Genomic DNA, 17,552 nt, shown 5'->3' with positions numbered 1-17,552 from the left:
TTACAATGGCTTTGTTCAAAAATACAAGCACCTGGACACGTTGTAGTATGCCGCTCAATCGTGTGAGCGAAGCTAGCCGCGATTGAGCGGCGTTCACGATTGCTTTTTTATAGCATGTCATATGTGAATTTGGAATACGAACGAGGAGAAAATGTGATGGTATCTGTTGGTGTCATAGGAAGTGGTGCCTGGGGTACGACGTTGGCTCTCTTACTGGCCCGCAAAGGTATCGCAACCACTATCTGGGATCATCGAGCTGAACGCGCTCTTGAAATGCAACAATCACGAGAAAACAAGGTGTTTCTTCCACATATATATTTTCCAGACAACTTGCGCGTCACATCCGATATTACTGAAGCCGTAACAGACAAGGATCTTTTGGTACTGGTGACGCCTTCACAAAAGTTGCGTGAGAATGTGCGGCTCATCGCGCCCTATCTCGATCCTAAAACCATACTGGTCAGTGCCAGCAAGGGTATTGAGATCGAGAGTTTGCAGCGTATGAGCGAGGTTATTGCTGCAGAGCTACCAGCCTGGAAAGATCGAATTGCGGCTTTGAGCGGCCCCAATCTCTCAAGTGAGGTGGCCGAGGGTAAACCAACCGCAGCAGTTGTCGCTTCTTCCATACCCGAAATCGCGGTCCAGGCTCGGACGGTCATCACTTGTGATACCTTACGCGTGTATACATCAAGCGATGTCATCGGGGTTGAATTGGGCGGTGCGCTCAAAAATATTATCGCGATTGGAGCGGGCTTTAATGATGGGCTGGGCTATGGCGAAAATGCCAAGGCTGCGATCATTACCCGTGGCCTGGCTGAAATTTCACGTCTGGGGGTGGCCGCAGGCGCGAATGCGCTGACCTTTGCCGGGCTGGCCGGTATTGGAGATCTTATCGCTACCTGTGCCACTCCGTTGAGCCGCAATCAACAACTCGGACGCCGCCTGGCACGGGGAGAGAAACTTGATGCTATTCTACAATCAACCCACTCCGTCGCCGAGGGCGTTTCCACGACCCGAGCGGCCCTGAAATTAGCGGAACGCTATCAGGTTGAGATGCCCATTGCACATCAGCTGAGCTTAATTCTTTTTGAGGGACTTGATCCCCACAAAGCAGTTCCAGAGTTGATGATGCGCGACCCAAAGGGAGAGCTAGAAGGCTTCGTGTAAGCCAGAGGAGAAAAAGAAAAGACTATGTCACAGGCACAAATACAAACATATGCTTCCTGCAGTCAGGAAACATTTCCTGCCGTGCTAAAACGTTATCAGCAGGTGCTTCAATCAGTAGGATGCGATGATCAGAATGTGTTGGATTGGGTGAGCTCTATTTCATGGCCCAGAAACGACGATGATCCCTTTGGGGATATTTATGCGGCACCGGTGCTCCTATCTCCACCAGGAGCACCGGCCCTGGACTGTGCCGGGATTGAGATCTCACTTTATACCCAACCCGCCATCCCCAGCCTGGGAGATCTTCCTTCCTGGATCGGTTTTAATCTGCTGATAGACACTGAGCAGTTACAAGAGGGCGAGTCGATAGAACCATATTCACTTGAATCAGGACAGAGTATCTGGGCGATTTTGCAGGTGCTGGCCCGCGAATTTAAGGAGGTTGGTACCTACTTTACTGATGAGTGGCAAGAAAATCTGGCCTGGCGCGTTATCGTTGAGGAAGCTGGCGATCCCTGGATCTTTTATCTGGGCATTTTTCCTCGTACCCTGGCAGAACACTTTGAGCAGATTCCATCCGGTTATCGTGGTACGCTGGTCGATGCAGGCTTTGGTTTCGCTCAACTTAATCGCTGGCAAAAAATTCCCTGGGAAACTGACACGGCCAGCTAAAAAACTCTGCATATATCAACTCGGATTACTCCAATATCTGTACCACAATCTACCAATGAACATTAGTACCAATCAGGCAGCTTTGTTATGCTATACTAGAGTATAATATTTCTGGCTAGAAAACTAAAATGCCGTAACTTGATTGCTGTAGCGATTCCGAGTTGAATATATACTATTCATATATATATAGTGCGTTTCTATTCAGTGCATTCTATAATGGAAATCCGAGTAGAAAATCCAGGCCCATTTTTCAATACGTTATATTGAACAGACTCCTTACTTTCACCGGTTCGCGTAGGCAGGCAGCAATCCTGGTAAAGCGTACAGACAACAGGCACTCAAATGCTTCTCAGCCGCCGGGGCTATTTTATCACCTTTTCTTTTTATCACAGCATCTTTGAGTACAATCCGTATTTCCATGATGGATGTAGCCAATTTTTGTGGCACGAACGCAACCAATCGTCTTTCTATTTCTATGCGACCACTTCTCCAAGGAGAACCTGCCAGATGACGACATACAGTCTAATAGTGGTACAATTGGGAGTAGATAATCTGGCTAGAAAATATAGAAGGCTTTGGGGAAAACCTTCTCCTTTTCACTACCGCCACCAGCTCATGTATAGCTAAAGTCATGAGAACTTTAAAGGAGATAAACACATGGGACATCACATCCTGGTTGTTGATGATGATGAGGGGATCATCGAAGTCATTCAAATTGTCTTAGAAGGCGAAGGATATACCGTACGCACGGCGACAAATGGGGATTGTCTCCAGAGCCTGACGAATGATCTTCCAGATCTCATATTATTAGATGTGCTTTTATCAGGTGACGATGGTCGGGATATCTGTAAATCATTGAAAAGCAATCCCGCAACAAGACATATTCCAGTAATCATGCTTTCCGCTCATTCAGATGCCAGTAAAGTTGCTGAGGCGGGTGGGGCCGACGGTTTTCTTGAAAAACCCTTTGATGTTGATGCGTTAATCGATACGGTAGCAAAATACCTGTTACCTTCTCAACACTTGCATATTTAAGGCAAATATGTTGCCCGCTACGCGGGCAGAGGGGGGGGGGGGGAGAGGCCAGGGCACAGCCCTGGAACCCAGTCAGGGGATTGCATCCCCTGCACCCCAGCTTTTCGCTTGAACTTTGGCAGAGGTTTAGTAGCCAGCTTCCTGCTTTTCGCTTGAACTTTGGCAGAGGTTTAGTAGCCAGCTTCCTGCTTTTCGCTTGAACTTTGGCAGAGGTTTAGTAGCCAGCTTCCTTTCACTGGGGAAAGGGAAGCTGGCTTTTTTGTTTATGAATGGGTTACTTCCTGGCCGGGATTCCAGCGCAGGTTGGGTTTGCGGGCGGCCAGCGCCTGATCTAAGCGGCCAATAACGGTGGTATGGGGCGCCGTCTTGACGATTTCGGGATTGGTACGCGCTTCCTCGGCAATGGTCTTCATCACGCTGATAAAGCTGTCGAGGGATTCCCGCGTCTCGGTCTCAGTCGGCTCGATCATCATGGCTTCTGGCACGATCAATGGAAAGTAGACGGTTGGTGCATACATACCATAGTCGAGCAGACGCTTGGCAATATCGGTTGCGGTTACGCCGTGTTCTTCCTTCTGCTTGCGTGCAGTGGCCACAAATTCATGCTGACAAATATGTGGATAAGCAATCTCATAATCCGACGAGAGCCCTTGTCTGAGGTAGTTGGCGTTCAGGATCGCGCTCTCAGAGACATGGCGCAAGCCATCTGGACCATTGGAGCGGATATAGGTATAGGCTCGTACCAGGCCCCCGAAGTTGCCCAGGTTGGCTCGTACCTTACCGATCGATTGCGGACCGGCATCTTCCCAATAATAGCCCTCAGCATTCTTGGCGGGCAGAGGTCCTGGCAGGAAAGGAACCAGGTGCGCTTTGACGCCAATTGGTCCGGCACCGGGACCACCACCACCATGCGGTGTGCTACAGGTTTTATGCAGGTTAAAGTGAACGACATCAAAACCCATATCACCAGGACGGGTGATACCGAGTACGGCATTCGCGTTGGCTCCATCATAATAGAGCTGTCCACCCACCGCGTGGATCTGACGGCCAATCTCAGCGATATTGGCATCAAAAAGACCCAGCGTATTAGGATTAGTTAACATAATGGCAGCTACATGGTCTCCATGGGCCTCCAGGAGAGTCTTGAGGTGTCCCATATCAATGCCACCAGTAGTATCATCGCTCTGGACTTCAACAGCTTTATAATCAGCCAGAGTCGCGCTGGCAGGATTGGTGCCATGGGCGTTGTCCGGAATTAAGACCAGATTACGGTGTCCCTGTCCCTTGCTCTGATGATAGGCTTTAATCAACATCAATCCGGTCAATTCACCATGCGCACCAGCCGATGGCTGTAGGGTCACACGGGTCATGCTAGAGATCTCGGCCAGATAGCGCTCCAACTCAAACATAAGCTGGATCGCTCCTTGCGCGTCCTGAACAGGCTGCAAAGGATGAATATGGGCAAAGCCCGGTAAGGCGGCCATGTCTTCGTTAATCTTGGGATTGTATTTCATGGTGCAGGAGCCGAGCGGATAAAAACCGGTCTCGACGCCAAAGTTGCGCTGTGAGAGATGGGTGTAGTGACGCACCACCTCGATCTCACTGACCTCAGGCAGGGCCGCAGGCTTTTCACGCAGCAGACTGGCAGGAATCAGATCCTCCAGCAGCTCGGTCGGTACATCCATGGCTGGCATGGTCGCGGCACGCCGTCCCGGTGCGCCTTTTTCAAAAATTAATGATTCTACGCTCATGCCTGCACCTCTTTCAACACGCTCACAAGGGTATCGATATCTTCTTTTGTACGCGTCTCCGTTACACAGAAGAGCATCTGATTATCCATGCCAGGATAGCTTTCGGCCAGTGGATAACCACCGATAATGCCTGCCCGCTCAAACAACTGCTCTAATTTTGCATTAGAAACAGGACATGTGATCACAAATTCATCAAAGAAGGGTCCTGTAAATGCGGCCTTGAAGCCAGGGATAGCGGTGATCTGTCGGAAGGCGTAGTGGGCTTTTTGTAAACAAAGTTCTCCCATTTCACGGAAACCCTGTTTACCAACGGCCGCCATAAAAATAGTAGCTCCAACGGCGAGTAGAGATTGATTGGTACAGATATTGGAAGTAGCACGCTCGCGGCGAATGTGCTGTTCGCGGGTCTGCAAGGTGAGCACATAGCCGGTCTGTTTCTTGCCACCTTCTTCAACGGTCTGACCAACCAGACGACCGGGTAAGAGGCGCATAAACTTTTGTTTGGTAGCCATAAAGCCAAGCGCAGGAGCACCATAGCTCATATTATTGCCCAGGCTCATCATTTCGCCAACCGCGATATCAACGTTATAATCTCCCGGAGGCGCGATCACGCCCAGCGAGGCTGGCTCAGTAATCACTGAGACAAATAACGTTTTACCCTGGTGAGCAATCGGTTCAATGGCGCGGACATCTTCAACGTTGCCAAAGAAATTCGGCTGCTGAATAACCACGGCCGCTGTGTTTTTACTGATCGCGGCCTGTAAATCTTGCTGGGAGGTAACACCGTTCTCCAGTCCCACTTCCTTGATGGTAAAGCCACGTGCAAAGGAATAGGTTTGGAGCACACGGCGATATTGTGGATCGACACCGGCTGAAATAACGATCTCGCCACGACCACCAGGTCCTAACGCCATCAATGCCGCCTCAACCACAGCAGTTGAGCCATCATAGAGCGAAGCATTCGCAATATCCATGCCAGTCACCTGGCAGACCATCGTCTGGAATTCATAGGTCGCCTGCAACATACCCTGACTGACTTCTGGCTGATAGGGTGTATACGAGGTAACAAATTCAGAACGGTTCTGCAAATGCGGCACAACACTCGGAATGGCGCGGTCATATGTTCCGGCACCGAGAAAAGAGATCGTGGTATCCAGACTTCTATTTTTAGCGGCCATGCGCGTCATCAGGCGCTTAAGGTCCGGTTCAGATAAGGCTGGTGGCAGATCTAGAGGATCATTTAGACGCACCTCAGCAGGAACAGGCGTCAATAGATCGTCTAGCGAAGAGAAACCCAGACTCTCCAGCATCGCCTGCTGCTCTTCTTGCGTATTTGGCACATAGCTCATTCAGTCAACTCTCCCTTGGGTCTAGAAGCTCCCACACAGTTCGACTTATTTCGGATCGGTGTATAAAGGGAACTACTACGATATAACCAAAGTAAACAATCATAATCCGCCACATTCCGTTACTATGATGGATTATTTTTGATTACCTCTTGCGGCGTACCTGTTGACAAAAATCATGAGGAAGACAGCACAAGTGAGCGGATTATCCAGGTCTCAGCTGGTACAGAGAGTTGGTTTTTCCACACATGGCATCGCGATACATCAATAGCCCTGAGAACGCAGCACACAATCATGCTCTATATTGTTCTTTCATGGTTGCTACTATTATATCGCATATCGAGGCTACATATCCAAAACCATCGTACCGGCAGCGCTGGTCGCCAATACGTTTCGCTTAAGCCCAGGGACGGTTTGATCCCTAGAGGAGATGAACGAAAGTAGTTCGACCCTTTGGGTCGATTGGTTCCCTTCATACTATCCTTGCTTGACCATGAGCAAGCTATGCCATGTTAGGCAATGCGTTCGTGTGGGGGAGACAATCGACCCAAAAGGTCGAACCTACCATTTGTATCTCTCTTGATCATTTTTGCATGCGTTGCTTCATGATCATGCCACCATTGTAGCCATTCCATCCATAACCGAAATGTATTGGCGCTGGTCGCTGCAACCTCTTCGCGTCCGAGCAGGTTCCACCGCAGCGCTGACCCGTTCCCGTCCAACAACGCGCCTGCCTGCTCGAACGTCCAGCCAGAGGCAAAAAAAGGCTCTCTCGTATATGCGAGAGAGCTTAAAAGTTCGGTTGCGGGGTTGTTTAGCGACCCTGTAAATATTCCAGGTATTGGTCAGCGTTCAAAAGATTATCAAGCTGGCTGGGATCCGAAAGCTTCAGTCGCACCATCCAACCTTTTTCATAAGGATAGTCATTGATATATTCAGGATGCTCTTTCAGTTCTTCATTGGAACCAATCACATCGCCACTTAAAGGCGACATCAGCTCCGAGGTAGCTTTAACTGATTCGATATCGCCAAATTTACCCTCGAACGCAATATTTTCACCGCTCTCCCAGGGCAACTCCACATAGACGATATCTCCGAGTTGATCCTGGGCGTAATCAGTAATACCAATTACCACTTCGTCCCCTTCAACACGCACCCATTCATCAGTTTTGCTATATTTCAGGTCGCCAGGATGATTCAGGCTAGCCATCGTTCATTTCTCCCTTCATTAGGACCCATTATTTTCGCTTATAAAAAGGTAATGCCACGATCTGAGCAGGCACACGTTTACCACGAATATCAACCAGGATCTGGTTACCTGTGACCGCATGGGCGGTCTCAACATATCCCATGCCAATATTCTGCTGTACAGTAGGACCAGGTGCGCCGCTGGTTAATTGACCAATCTGTTGATCGCCTGTATATAGTGGATAGCCACCACGCGGCACGCCACGCTCTAACAATTGAATACCAACCAGTAACCGTTTGGGGCCTTGCTCTTTCACTTGCTTGAGCACATCGCTCCCGATGAAAGAACCTTTCTTGAACTTGACCGTCCAGCCCAGGCGGGCTTCCAGAGGATTGGTCTGCTCATCCAATTCATGGCCATACAGGCAGAGGCCAGCCTCTAACCGCAAAGTATCCCTGGCTCCAAGTCCGGCGGGTAAGAGTCCCTGTGGCTTGCCAGCCACCAGAATCTCATCCCACAGTCGGGCCACGTCAGCGGACGCACAATAGAGCTCAAAACCATCTTCGCCAGTATAGCCGGTGCGCGAAATAAGACAATGAATGCCCGCGACTTCTCCCGGCACAAAATGATAATACGTGATCTCTTCTAACGCAATTCTGGTCAATGGTTGTAGAATAGTGAGCGCCAGTGGACCCTGTAAAGCAATCAGGGCAGTAGTATCCGATTGATTTGTAATCGAAACATGCTGGAAACGCTGCGCTTGCTCCTGCACCCAGGCGAAGTCTTTATCGATATTGGCTGCATTCACAACCAGCATATAATGATTTTCCGCCAGATGATAGATCAAGAGATCGTCGATGACGTTGCCATCGGGTAGACACAGTTGGGTATACAGTGCCTGTTGGATAGCAAGGCGGGACACATCATTCGGGACCAGATATTGCAGAAAGGCCAGGGAATCCTCGCCCTCGACTTTAAACTCGCCCATATGCGAAACATCAAAGAGGCCAGCTCGCGTACGAACCGCCTGATGCTCACTTAAGATCCCGCTATACTGTACTGGCATCTCCCAACCACCAAACTCCACCAATCGCGCCCCCAGGGCACGATGTTGCTCATAAAGAGGAGTTCGCTTCAGTGGCAAGACAGCGCTGTCGTTTGTTGTCATTCCCAAATACTCCAGTGCGTTTCAACAGACATGCCTGCTCCAGCTTGCACCGCCAGGCAGCACTTGCTGTGGAAGCAGAAAATAAACTTGTACCCGTTCACTATATCAGATTTTTTTGGGGATCACAATAAAGCAGCGCCTGCTCCAAACCTATCTATTTGGCGTTGGCTAACTTCGCCAGTAGAGGCACCAGGATACCTGCGTTGGGTGAACCCCAACCGGTGGCAGCATCCCAACCGGGACGGGCTTCATATCCCTGCACCGTTTGCGGACTCTTGCTGGTGGCGCTCAGGTTCACGGTATTGTTTCCTGATACGATGTCATGAAATGCAAACTGGTATAATAATGGGTTTTTACCAATTTTGTAAATGAGGGGATTGATAGAGCCAAGACGCTTATTGGCGGCTTGATCTGCCAGAATCGCAATGGCCGCCCACTGTGGAGCTCCTGCGCTGGTGCCACCAAAGAGATAGACGCCATTGGATCCTCCTGGCCCATCGGACCAGATACAGAGCACGCCATGATCCATCGAGCTGTTATAAGCAACATCCGGCACGCCGCGTCCAGCGTCAGGAAGGGCAGCCTCTACCTGATACGATGGTCTTAAAATAGCAGAGCTGAATCCTCCCCCACTGGCTGATTGGGTTGTCGCATCATTCCAGGCAGTTTCACTATGATAGGCACCGGTTACTGGATCGGCATTAAGGGTTGTCCCACCGACACTGGTCACCAGCGGATCTGAGGCGGGAGTCGAAACCATCTTCTGCCAGGACTTATCATCACAACTTGTTTGAGCTGCTCCGCTATCACCGGAGGCTGCAATCAAGGTCATATTCTTCTGCGTGGCGGCGCTAAGGACAGCATGCCAGGCCTGTGACCACGCGGGTTTGGGACAATTTTCACCTTCCCCGAAACTCATCGAGATCACATCACCCAGATTTTTATCCACAGCATATTGCAGGGCCGCAACCATATCATTATCATTATCGCTTTTGCCCTCGACCACGACAATCCCGGCATCAGGCGCGATCACATGAGCCCACTCGACATCCAGCGCCGTTTCAGCGGACCAGATGGCCTGTGTCTTATTGTTGGGATCCCAATCCGGTACTCCCTGCGGGGCAACAATCGTCAAAGGCGTGGAAGGAAGGTTGAAGAGAGTATCAAAGGTAGCCAGATCATGGCGCAACTGGGGCGATTGAAAGGCGCTCGAAATGACAATAGTGCGCCCCTTTCCGGTAATATTCTGTCCTGGTAAGGATTTTATATTGTACGCGTTACGTATTTGTTCCGGGCCATAACAAACCTTAGGGGCCATTTTTTGCTGGCATTCACTGATGATATCAGCTGTTCGTCCCAGATAGTTATACTGAATATCGTGATTAACTTTGTGTTGATGAAAGGCAGGCCTGGCGCTGTCTGCGGATACTTCTGAGAAACGGTTCAGGGTATAAGCTGTATTCAGAAAGATGACCAGGACCAGGAAAAGGCAGGCTTGGCGGGAAAGGATTTTGTGTTCCGACATGTAAACCAGGCTCCTAACGTTGTTTTTCTTCTGCACTTTTACCAGCAAATATGGCAAAATGCAGAAAGATAATGATGTTCTTTATGAATACAGTATAAAAAAAGAACACAAATTCCAGGCAACGCAAGGTGCACCTGTTTTTATGAGCTGGGGTTAAGGGTGTAACACTTATCGTGATCGTAGGGTGAGCCACACTCGGGCACTAAAGTGCCCATGTTTCTTTTTTTTATGTTGTTGCCTCAGGGACGCAATGCGTCCCTGAGGCAACAACATAAAAAAAAGAGAGCGCCGTGTGGCGCGAGACAACAGACACAGTACCATGGCGGCCATGTGGCTCCAGCACATTCTTAGCGAGTCTGGCGGCGTTGTTCGACCTGAGCGAGTGTGGGAATACCGGTGATGCCGGGTTGTTCGATGGAGAAGGCTGCAACGCAGTTGGCGAAATCAACGGCTTCGGCAGGATTTCGGTGGCGGTAGAGATGGGTAAGGAAGGCTGCGGCAAAGACATCACCGGCCCCGGTAGGGTCGATCTCGTGGGCGCTATAGGCAGGGAAGCGACTGGGATTGCCGTGCTGGAAGAGGGTAGCCCCGTGACGTCCATCTGTAGCGACCAGCAACGACACATAGCGGCTCCAATGTGCCAGCAGAAGGTCGGCATCCGCGCGATTACCTGCGGCAAAGGGCAAGAGATCATCATGGCTCAGGATCAATACATCCAATCCTGGCAATATATGTTCAGCATCCTGCCAGGGAGCAGGCCAGACACGGCCCGTATCATCCCAGCGTCTGAGCCAGCCCTGGGGGGTAGCAGCCAGCAGTGTATGGGCACGACGCGGAAAACGCGTAATCATGGCCGGGCTCATTTCCTGGGCCAGAGGACCAAAGAGGACAATGCCTGCGTTATCCCGCCACTCAGCAGGAATATCCTGCTCGACAATATCGGCACCACGGGCATATAAATACTGGGTACGAAAACCATCGTGGTATTGATTGGCAAAGGTTGTGCTTTGAGGAGAAGGGCCAACATGGAGAGCAATACCAGGTAAAGCTGCTGGCAAGAGTGCCGCCACCTCAGCATCGGCGCGCGTCACTACGCCTGCGGCTAATCCGAGATGATAGGCGGTGAGGGCGGCAAAAGTAACGGTGCCCCGAGCACAAATGATCCATCAGCCTGCACATCGCGTGCAACGTGGCCCAGGGTTAAAAATTCAGGTTGTACAGACACAGCTACTCGTCCTTTGCAGGTTGGTCAGTGGCGAATCCTTCACCATCCACATGATGAGTGCACTGTAATGACATTGATGCCGGGCAAGCCCACCAGATAGCTTTCATTGGCAGACCCTCCCGACATCATTCCAAGGCAAGCACTAACGGTGCTGGGGAAAGAGTAAAACAGAACAGGGATACAACACGAGCATAATTAACGAGCAGGGCGCTTTAAGGAAATCACCACGCGGCGCTCTTCACCCTCACCGATACTCTCGGTGCTAATGTCATTACTCTCGGACAAAGCAATATGCACAATGCGTCGTTCATGCGGAGGCATAGCCTCTAAGGCGATGGAGCGACGATAGTTTCTGACCTGCTGTGCCACACGCATGGCCAGGGAACGTAAGTTTTCTTCACGGCGCTCGCGATAATTTTCAGCATCGACAATAATCCGCATCCGATGCTTGGTCCGATGACTTACAATTAAATTAACCAGTAATTGTAAGGCGGCCAGTGTCTCACCTCGGCGTCCAATTAAGAGGCCCAGGTTTTCATTGATGCCACGAATATTCAGCGTCAAAGGATTGGTCGAGCGCACCTGAACAGTTGCATGAACGTTCATGTAGCGTAAAATATGCTGCAAAACGTCTACGGTAATTTCGACATCTTCGCGTGAGGGATGCTCAACATCCTGAAGTCGATCGCCGGAAGTCGCGGCAGCAACCTGCTCAACCAGAGGCTGAAGTGATGACTCAGAGGAACCAATAAATGGCGTCTCCTCATCGTCTTCGTCTGCTAATTCTTCTTCATCCTCATACTCTTCATCATCCTCCTCCTCATCCTCTTCTTCTTCCTGATAGAGTTCCTCTTCTTCTTCGGGTAGAGGGACTTCAATATCGCCTGTGCCCAGAATAGCGTCAGCTAATTCAGGAGTAATAATAGCGCTAGGGACACTGGAGCTGGCGCCGCCGGAACGAACAGTTACGCGTACGCGAGCATCTTTGCTCCCCAGGCCAAACGCTCCCCGACTGGGCTCCTGTAGAACAGCGATATCCACCTCTTCACGGCGCTTACCCAGCCGTACTAACGCCTGCGTAATTGCCTCATCAACACTTTTGCCACTAGCCTCTATGCTTTCCACTGTTTCTGTGCCTCCCTGTAAAATTTATCTATGTCCACGATCACCCCGTAGCAGCACAGGGTGATCGAATGTAGCTTTGTCGCGCGGATCTACTATCGAGTTTTTTGCGAACCACTACGTCGGCGGGCAGATGCACTGCCTCCACGCTGTCGACGAGTATACTGGGAAGGTCCATTACCATTAGCTTTAGGTACAGTGCGCATCTCTGAACTGATTGCACCTTCACGCTCTGGCTCTGTCGTACCCTCAACCACTGTTGGCTTCTGCGTGCGAGTAGGTGTTGAATTAATTTTACCATTCGTGCTTGCATTGCTGGTGGCTACTGCTGGAGTAACAACATCTTTTTTCAACGATGGTGTGGTCAACAACGCACCCCAACCAGTAACAAAGTACTGTTGAACCGCCTGGAAGAGGGAAGAGATGGTCCAGTACAGTGCCAGACCTGCGGCAAAGTTCCAACCAATAAACACGGTGAAGAATGGCATGATGTACTGCATCATCTTCATGGATTGCTGGGTTGGATCTACGGCAGCGGGTTTACCGTTCGTAACAACTGGCTTTGGCTGTGACATACGTAAGGAGACAAACGTGGCCAGACCTGCCAGAATCGGCAGAACGTGTGATGGATCTGGCGCGTTCAACATCATAATCCAGCTCCAGTTGACGTGCAGAATGGGATTCAAGAATGAAAGCCATGCAAACCAATCCAGGCCCAGATTAGGGAATTTTGTGAAATGCGGAACAAAAGGATAGAGGTGTGCGTTGATGTCGCTGACTTTGTTGGTTTTCAGACCATTGCTGAGCGCAAAGTACAGACCATAGAGTACTGGCAATTGTACGAGCAATGGCAAACAACCGGCCAGTGGATTAACACCATACTCTTTGTATAGCGTTTGCAGTGCGGCTGCCTGCGCCTGCTGATCCTTGGCGTATTTCTCACGAATCTCTTTCATATGTGGCTGCAGCGCCTGGGTGGCTTTCGTGGATTTAAGCTGCTGCAACGTTAATGGGAAGAGGATCAATTTGATGATCAGAGTAAGCACTACAATTGAGAGACCAAAATCACCGAACAGATGATAAAGAGCTATAAGACCATTAAAAATGGGGAATGTAAAAATTATATTAAAGAGATTACCTATCTCGCCCACAAGAACTCTCCTGCCTTCCTTGATCTAGTTACTCAGACGTTCTGGAACTGGATCATAGAGGTCACCGTGATAAAAAGGTTGGCATCGGCCAATACGTTTGACTGTCATCCAGCCGCCACGGAAAAAGCCAAAACGATCTATGGCCTCATATCCGTATTGGGAACATGAAGGGGTGAACCGACACGATGAGGGCAGGATTACCGACAGCGTGCGCTGATAGATGCGAATCAAAACCAGTGCGATATATTTCACATTAAAAACCCTTGCGTGTATTCAACTCTTTATTCTCCACTTGCGGGGAGTTTTCCAGAAGTCGCGCTCGCCGTAACAATATAGATACATCCTGGATTAATCCAGGTAAGCTTACACCAATGATCTGATTTCTTGCACTAAAAACTATATCCCATCCTGGCGGAATATCCTTGATCAGGGTCCGAACCGCCTCTGAGAGTAATCGCTTGATATAATTTCGCTGAACTGCGCGCTTGGAGATGCGTTTACTTACCACAAAACCAACACGCAGTGTGGCTTGATCATTAGGCTTCCAGGCGAGGATAAGCAGCCGGGATGACATACTGCCTCCCTGCTGCCTTACTCGCTGGAATTCGCTATTCTTACGTAAGCGTAACGCACGGTTGAGTGCCATTCTTTTGTCAGGTAATAACTAGACAGTTAAGCTCCAGCGCCCTTTGGCGCGGCGAGCTTTGAGCACACGACGTCCATTGCGGGTGGACATACGTTTCATAAAACCGTGTTCGCGTTTACGCGGAATGCGTTTTGGTTGCCAGGTGCGTTTCATAAGACCTTTCTTAGCCTCCACTCAAGATATCCCGTAGATTATAGCGAGTATCAGTCATACTGTCAATTCTACGGAAGGATTCACGCAGGACTTTTGCTAAATCGTTGCCTGGCTGTGAAGCTTTTCTCTCCCTACCAACCATTGAAAACGCTGCAACCAGTGGGATAGAGGCGCGGCAATGTCGCTGGCAAGACCAGAATATTTGCCAGACGCCTCTGCATGCATTGCAGACCGAAAAGTCCTGTTTTGTTAAAATTTCTTACGGGGTTTTGAACCGTAAGAGGACACGACCCAGACGAACTTCATCATTGTCGTGCAATGGTGTTGGTGTCTTACCAGCCAGACGCTGACGATTCAAGAACGTAAAGTTCGTGCTGTTCTCGTCCTCGAGCAGGTATTGACCATTCTCAACAAAGATGCGGGCATGCAAGCGCGAGACACCGCCATCTTCACCACCATGAGGGGTCAGGTCAACGTCAGGATAAATGTTGCTGACGGGATCTTCACGACCAATGGTGATGATCTCTTTCCCGCTCAGATCGAATTCCTGATTATCGGCCTCAACGACCAGGCGAGCCTGTAATGCACCTGGTGCGGCGGCTGGCGCGGCGGCGGCTGGCTGCTGCTGATCTTGCGGAACAGCGTCGGCGGCTGGTGCTTCGACGGCGGCTGGCGCTGGCACAGGTGCAGGTGCACCCAGCAGGCTCACACCACAGTTCGAGCAGAATGCCTCACCAGCAGGGTTAACCGCGCCACAGGATGGGCAGGTCTGTGACCCTTCAGCTCCAGTGGGAGCGCTGGCGGGAGCTGCCGCAGCCGGTGCTGCAGCAGGTGCCTGCGCCTGAGCTGTAGCATCAGGTGCCGCAGTATTCATTGGCTCACCGCATTCGTCACAGAATGCAGACCCATCTGGATTTTCATGACCTAAAGAACATCGTACCGACATAAGAATTATCCTTCCTCTGCCTTATTTTTTATTCTACCCGTGTAATTTGCTCAGTTAGATGGCATAGGCCTCTTTTCACGCATCCTTTCACCTTTTATTATCTTAAACACATAAAGCGGGTATAAGCTGGGAGGTGCAGGAGGCCGGCGAGGCCCTCCTGCCGGGGTCGGGGCAGGCATGCTGGGAGCATGACAGTCCCCGAAACCCCTCTCCCTTATCTCCCGCCGCAGGCGGGAGGGTGCTTTTATACCTTTTTTTAAAAGTTAAAGATCATTGAAGGCGAAAGACGAAGTCTATGCCAATGGGTACACATATATTACGGGAGTAGATCATCTAATCGTTGCGTGAGTTTGCGTGTCTTATTGCCAATTGATTTCACTTGCTCTTGAGAAATTTGCTGACCTTGATTGATCTGTTCAATCGCAGAAAGTGTTTCAGCATCCAGCACGCGTGTCACATTGGGAGCGATCTTGGTTGTCGCTTTACCAGTGCGCTTATACTCATCCAGAATACGTGTCACCAGGCGCTGAGCATTCGATTTTTCAGCGAAATTCATCACCAGGGCATTGACCTGCGAAGTTTCATTAGCATCATTACTGAAAGTAACTTTAATATCTTCGCGAATCTTCTCACTGGTTAAGCCAACCATAGGCACATCATACGTCAGCTCGGCCTGAGCAATACGGAACAGTCCAGCTGGTCGTGGATCAATCATCAACTCAATCAGCACAGACTGGGCGGTATCCTTTTCCAGATCACCCAGATTAACCACAACCTGACGATCTGACAGGGCAGAACCTTCCACCTCACGAATCAACGGTAAAACTTTAACCGCTTTCCGTGGTGTGACACCGGCTGGTAAACGCAAGGTCACGGTCGCATTGCGAACCGCTACAGCCACAGCGCTCTGGACTTGCTGCTCAAAGAGCGCCATAGCGTCCGCTGGAGTCTTAATAAACTCGGCAGGCACGCCACCACTCAATTGACCAACATCGTCTAGCAATCCTTCATCCCAGTCAGAGCCAATGCCCAGAGGATAAATCGAAATGCCAGAGGCAGCGGCATCGCGCGCCAGCTGACGACAACGGTCAGTATCACCGTACGTGACACCATCCGTCAAGAGGATCATGCGATTGACCGCATTTGGAATATTCCAGCGGCGCAACTCACCTAATCCTTGAATCATACCCAGGGACATGGTGGTACCACCGGCATCCTGAATACGATCAATGGCTGCCTTCATACCTGGTTTATCGTTGGCAGGCATTGATGGAATAATCACCTGTGCGGAATCGTCGAAAATGACCACTGAGATGTAGTCGGTGGGCTCAAGACGGTCAATCACCATCTTTACCGCCTCACGAATATTTCTCAGCTTCGCACCTTTCATCGAACCAGAATGGTCAATCACCAGGGCAAAGTTCAATGGCATACGTACCTGTGCCATCAAAGCCGTTGGTTTGGCTTCTAATAACAGATATGCAAGCTGGCTACCACCAGTCACGGGCATATAATCTTTTCCAAGCTGATGGGCCAGGGTTACCTCTCCGGGCATATTACATCTGCTCCTTTCGCATTCGGCTGGCTCCCCAGTATATCATAAATCCTGGTGCCAACATGGCGGGACGCTTCAGGCCCAGACCCATGTCGGATAGCAGGATTGATAACGCAGTGGTTAGCGTACAAAAACGACAACTGCACTGACATTGTCTTCTCCACCATTCGTATTGGCGGTCTCTATCAATTGCGCGCAGGCCGACTGTGGATCTGGCGCATGATTGAGGATCTCTGCGATCTGTGGATCGCGAATCATCTCCCACAGACCATCCGAGCAGCTTAACAGGATATCCCCCGGGTGGATCTGCTGGGTGAACAGATCAACCTGCACATTTTGTTTATCACCAATGCTGCGGAAAATCTGGTTACGCTGCGGATGCGTGTAAACATCGTCTGGTTCGATGAGTCCTCCTGCCACCAGTTGACCAACTAGTGAGTGATCGTTCGTCAATTGATAGAGTTTTTCGTCTCGTAACATATACGTACGACTATCCCCTACGTTGAAGATATACGCATGATCCCCTACAATCATAAAACCAGTCAGGGTTGAACCCATATCAGATTTGTCTTTCTGATTGATCTGGCAGAGTGTTGTATTGGCATCTTCAACCGCGCCGCGCAGGATTTCTTTGTAGGTTTCGTCGTCTGTCTTTGGCGCTTCTTCGCCGGATTTCTCGGTCTGCAGAGGAGCCAGTAAGAGTTCGCGGGTGACGCGCTCGGCGATCAAAGCGATTGTGGCGCGACTCGCTCCCTGCCCATTGGCATGGCCACCCATACCATCGGCCACGACGAAAATTCCTGCCGGTGAAGCAATCGATTCATGCACGCGCTCTAATACCAGCGTCATCGTACTGTCCTCGTTGGGCTCACTACGACGCACAGCACCCGCGTCAGAGTCA

At 50.3% G+C, this 17,552-nt stretch carries 19 protein-coding genes; 3 read left to right on the top strand and 16 right to left on the bottom strand.

The features are described 5' to 3' along the window. Positions 1 to 156 precede the first annotated feature (156 nt). From KDW_RS11425 to KDW_RS11415, 3 genes are all read left to right on the top strand, one after another. On the top strand, positions 157 to 1,167 hold the full coding sequence (locus KDW_RS11425; RefSeq protein ID WP_151756068.1) for an NAD(P)H-dependent glycerol-3-phosphate dehydrogenase: 1,011 nt from the start codon (positions 157 to 159) through the stop codon (positions 1,165 to 1,167). A gap of 24 nt (positions 1,168 to 1,191) precedes the next feature. Next, positions 1,192 to 1,839 carry a hypothetical protein gene (locus tag KDW_RS11420; RefSeq protein ID WP_151756067.1) on the top strand — a complete coding sequence of 216 codons (648 nt, stop codon included), beginning with the start codon at positions 1,192 to 1,194 and terminating at the stop codon, positions 1,837 to 1,839. Between the two features lie 657 nt (positions 1,840 to 2,496). Next, on the top strand, positions 2,497 to 2,874 hold the full coding sequence (locus KDW_RS11415; protein ID WP_151756066.1) for a response regulator: 378 nt from the start codon (positions 2,497 to 2,499) through the stop codon (positions 2,872 to 2,874). A 263-nt stretch (positions 2,875 to 3,137) separates the two neighbouring features. Here KDW_RS11415 and gcvPB read toward each other — a convergent pair whose 3' ends face one another. From gcvPB to KDW_RS11345, 16 genes are all read right to left on the bottom strand, one after another. Continuing rightward, positions 3,138 to 4,625 (bottom strand): aminomethyl-transferring glycine dehydrogenase subunit GcvPB, encoded by a 1,488-nt coding sequence (gcvPB, locus tag KDW_RS11410; protein ID WP_151756065.1) that lies wholly within the window; start codon positions 4,623 to 4,625, stop codon positions 3,138 to 3,140. Continuing rightward, positions 4,622 to 5,974, bottom strand: coding sequence for an aminomethyl-transferring glycine dehydrogenase subunit GcvPA (gene gcvPA, locus KDW_RS11405; RefSeq protein ID WP_151756064.1), 1,353 nt, complete (start codon positions 5,972 to 5,974; stop codon positions 4,622 to 4,624). The genes gcvPB and gcvPA overlap by 4 nt, the downstream gene beginning before the upstream one ends. 580 nt (positions 5,975 to 6,554) lie before the next feature. Further along, positions 6,555 to 6,731 (bottom strand): hypothetical protein, encoded by a 177-nt coding sequence (locus tag KDW_RS31670; RefSeq protein WP_162005147.1) that lies wholly within the window; start codon positions 6,729 to 6,731, stop codon positions 6,555 to 6,557. 54 nt (positions 6,732 to 6,785) lie between these two features. Then, positions 6,786 to 7,172, bottom strand: a complete 387-nt coding sequence (gcvH, locus tag KDW_RS11400) for a glycine cleavage system protein GcvH (protein WP_151757341.1) — start codon at positions 7,170 to 7,172, stop codon at positions 6,786 to 6,788. 37 nt (positions 7,173 to 7,209) lie between these two features. Further along, positions 7,210 to 8,328, bottom strand: coding sequence for a glycine cleavage system aminomethyltransferase GcvT (gene gcvT / locus KDW_RS11395; protein WP_151756063.1), 1,119 nt, complete (start codon positions 8,326 to 8,328; stop codon positions 7,210 to 7,212). Between the two features lie 154 nt (positions 8,329 to 8,482). Then, positions 8,483 to 9,853 carry a S53 family peptidase gene (locus tag KDW_RS11390; protein ID WP_151756062.1) on the bottom strand — a complete coding sequence of 457 codons (1,371 nt, stop codon included), beginning with the start codon at positions 9,851 to 9,853 and terminating at the stop codon, positions 8,483 to 8,485. A 347-nt stretch (positions 9,854 to 10,200) separates the two neighbouring features. After that, on the bottom strand, positions 10,201 to 10,944 hold the full coding sequence (locus tag KDW_RS11385; protein WP_151756061.1) for a carbohydrate kinase family protein: 744 nt from the start codon (positions 10,942 to 10,944) through the stop codon (positions 10,201 to 10,203). Between the two features lie 11 nt (positions 10,945 to 10,955). Beyond that, positions 10,956 to 11,078: a hypothetical protein gene (locus KDW_RS34905; RefSeq protein WP_269822440.1), complete on the bottom strand. Its 123-nt coding sequence runs from the start codon at positions 11,076 to 11,078 to the stop codon at positions 10,956 to 10,958. A 195-nt stretch (positions 11,079 to 11,273) separates the two neighbouring features. Further along, a complete protein-coding gene (gene jag, locus KDW_RS11380; RefSeq protein ID WP_151756060.1) occupies positions 11,274 to 12,203 on the bottom strand; it encodes an RNA-binding cell elongation regulator Jag/EloR in 930 nt (309 codons plus the stop codon). Between the two features lie 92 nt (positions 12,204 to 12,295). Next, a complete protein-coding gene (locus KDW_RS11375; protein WP_162005146.1) occupies positions 12,296 to 13,351 on the bottom strand; it encodes a YidC/Oxa1 family membrane protein insertase in 1,056 nt (351 codons plus the stop codon). A 24-nt stretch (positions 13,352 to 13,375) separates the two neighbouring features. Then, positions 13,376 to 13,603 (bottom strand): membrane protein insertion efficiency factor YidD, encoded by a 228-nt coding sequence (gene yidD, locus KDW_RS11370; RefSeq protein WP_151756058.1) that lies wholly within the window; start codon positions 13,601 to 13,603, stop codon positions 13,376 to 13,378. A 1-nt stretch (position 13,604) separates the two neighbouring features. Then, positions 13,605 to 13,997, bottom strand: a complete 393-nt coding sequence (gene rnpA / locus KDW_RS11365; protein WP_151756057.1) for a ribonuclease P protein component — start codon at positions 13,995 to 13,997, stop codon at positions 13,605 to 13,607. Positions 13,998 to 14,015: 18 nt separating this feature from the next. Continuing rightward, the gene (rpmH, locus tag KDW_RS11360) at positions 14,016 to 14,150 is read right to left on the bottom strand and encodes a 50S ribosomal protein L34 (protein ID WP_126596227.1); all 135 of its coding nucleotides are present in this window, start codon (positions 14,148 to 14,150) and stop codon (positions 14,016 to 14,018) included. Between the two features lie 259 nt (positions 14,151 to 14,409). After that, positions 14,410 to 15,096, bottom strand: coding sequence for a double zinc ribbon and FHA domain-containing protein (locus KDW_RS11355; RefSeq protein ID WP_151756056.1), 687 nt, complete (start codon positions 15,094 to 15,096; stop codon positions 14,410 to 14,412). A gap of 316 nt (positions 15,097 to 15,412) precedes the next feature. Continuing rightward, positions 15,413 to 16,651, bottom strand: coding sequence for a vWA domain-containing protein (locus tag KDW_RS11350; RefSeq protein WP_151756055.1), 1,239 nt, complete (start codon positions 16,649 to 16,651; stop codon positions 15,413 to 15,415). 120 nt (positions 16,652 to 16,771) lie between these two features. After that, positions 16,772 to 17,533: a PP2C family protein-serine/threonine phosphatase gene (locus tag KDW_RS11345; RefSeq protein ID WP_269822439.1), complete on the bottom strand. Its 762-nt coding sequence runs from the start codon at positions 17,531 to 17,533 to the stop codon at positions 16,772 to 16,774. Between the last annotated feature and the right edge of the window lie 19 nt (positions 17,534 to 17,552).

This window comes from Dictyobacter vulcani (assembly GCF_008974265.1).
GTDB classification, from domain to species: domain Bacteria; phylum Chloroflexota; class Ktedonobacteria; order Ktedonobacterales; family Ktedonobacteraceae; genus Dictyobacter; species Dictyobacter vulcani.
The sequence above is the reverse complement of the archived record's forward strand: the minus strand, read 5'-3'. Positions and strand labels throughout refer to the sequence as shown.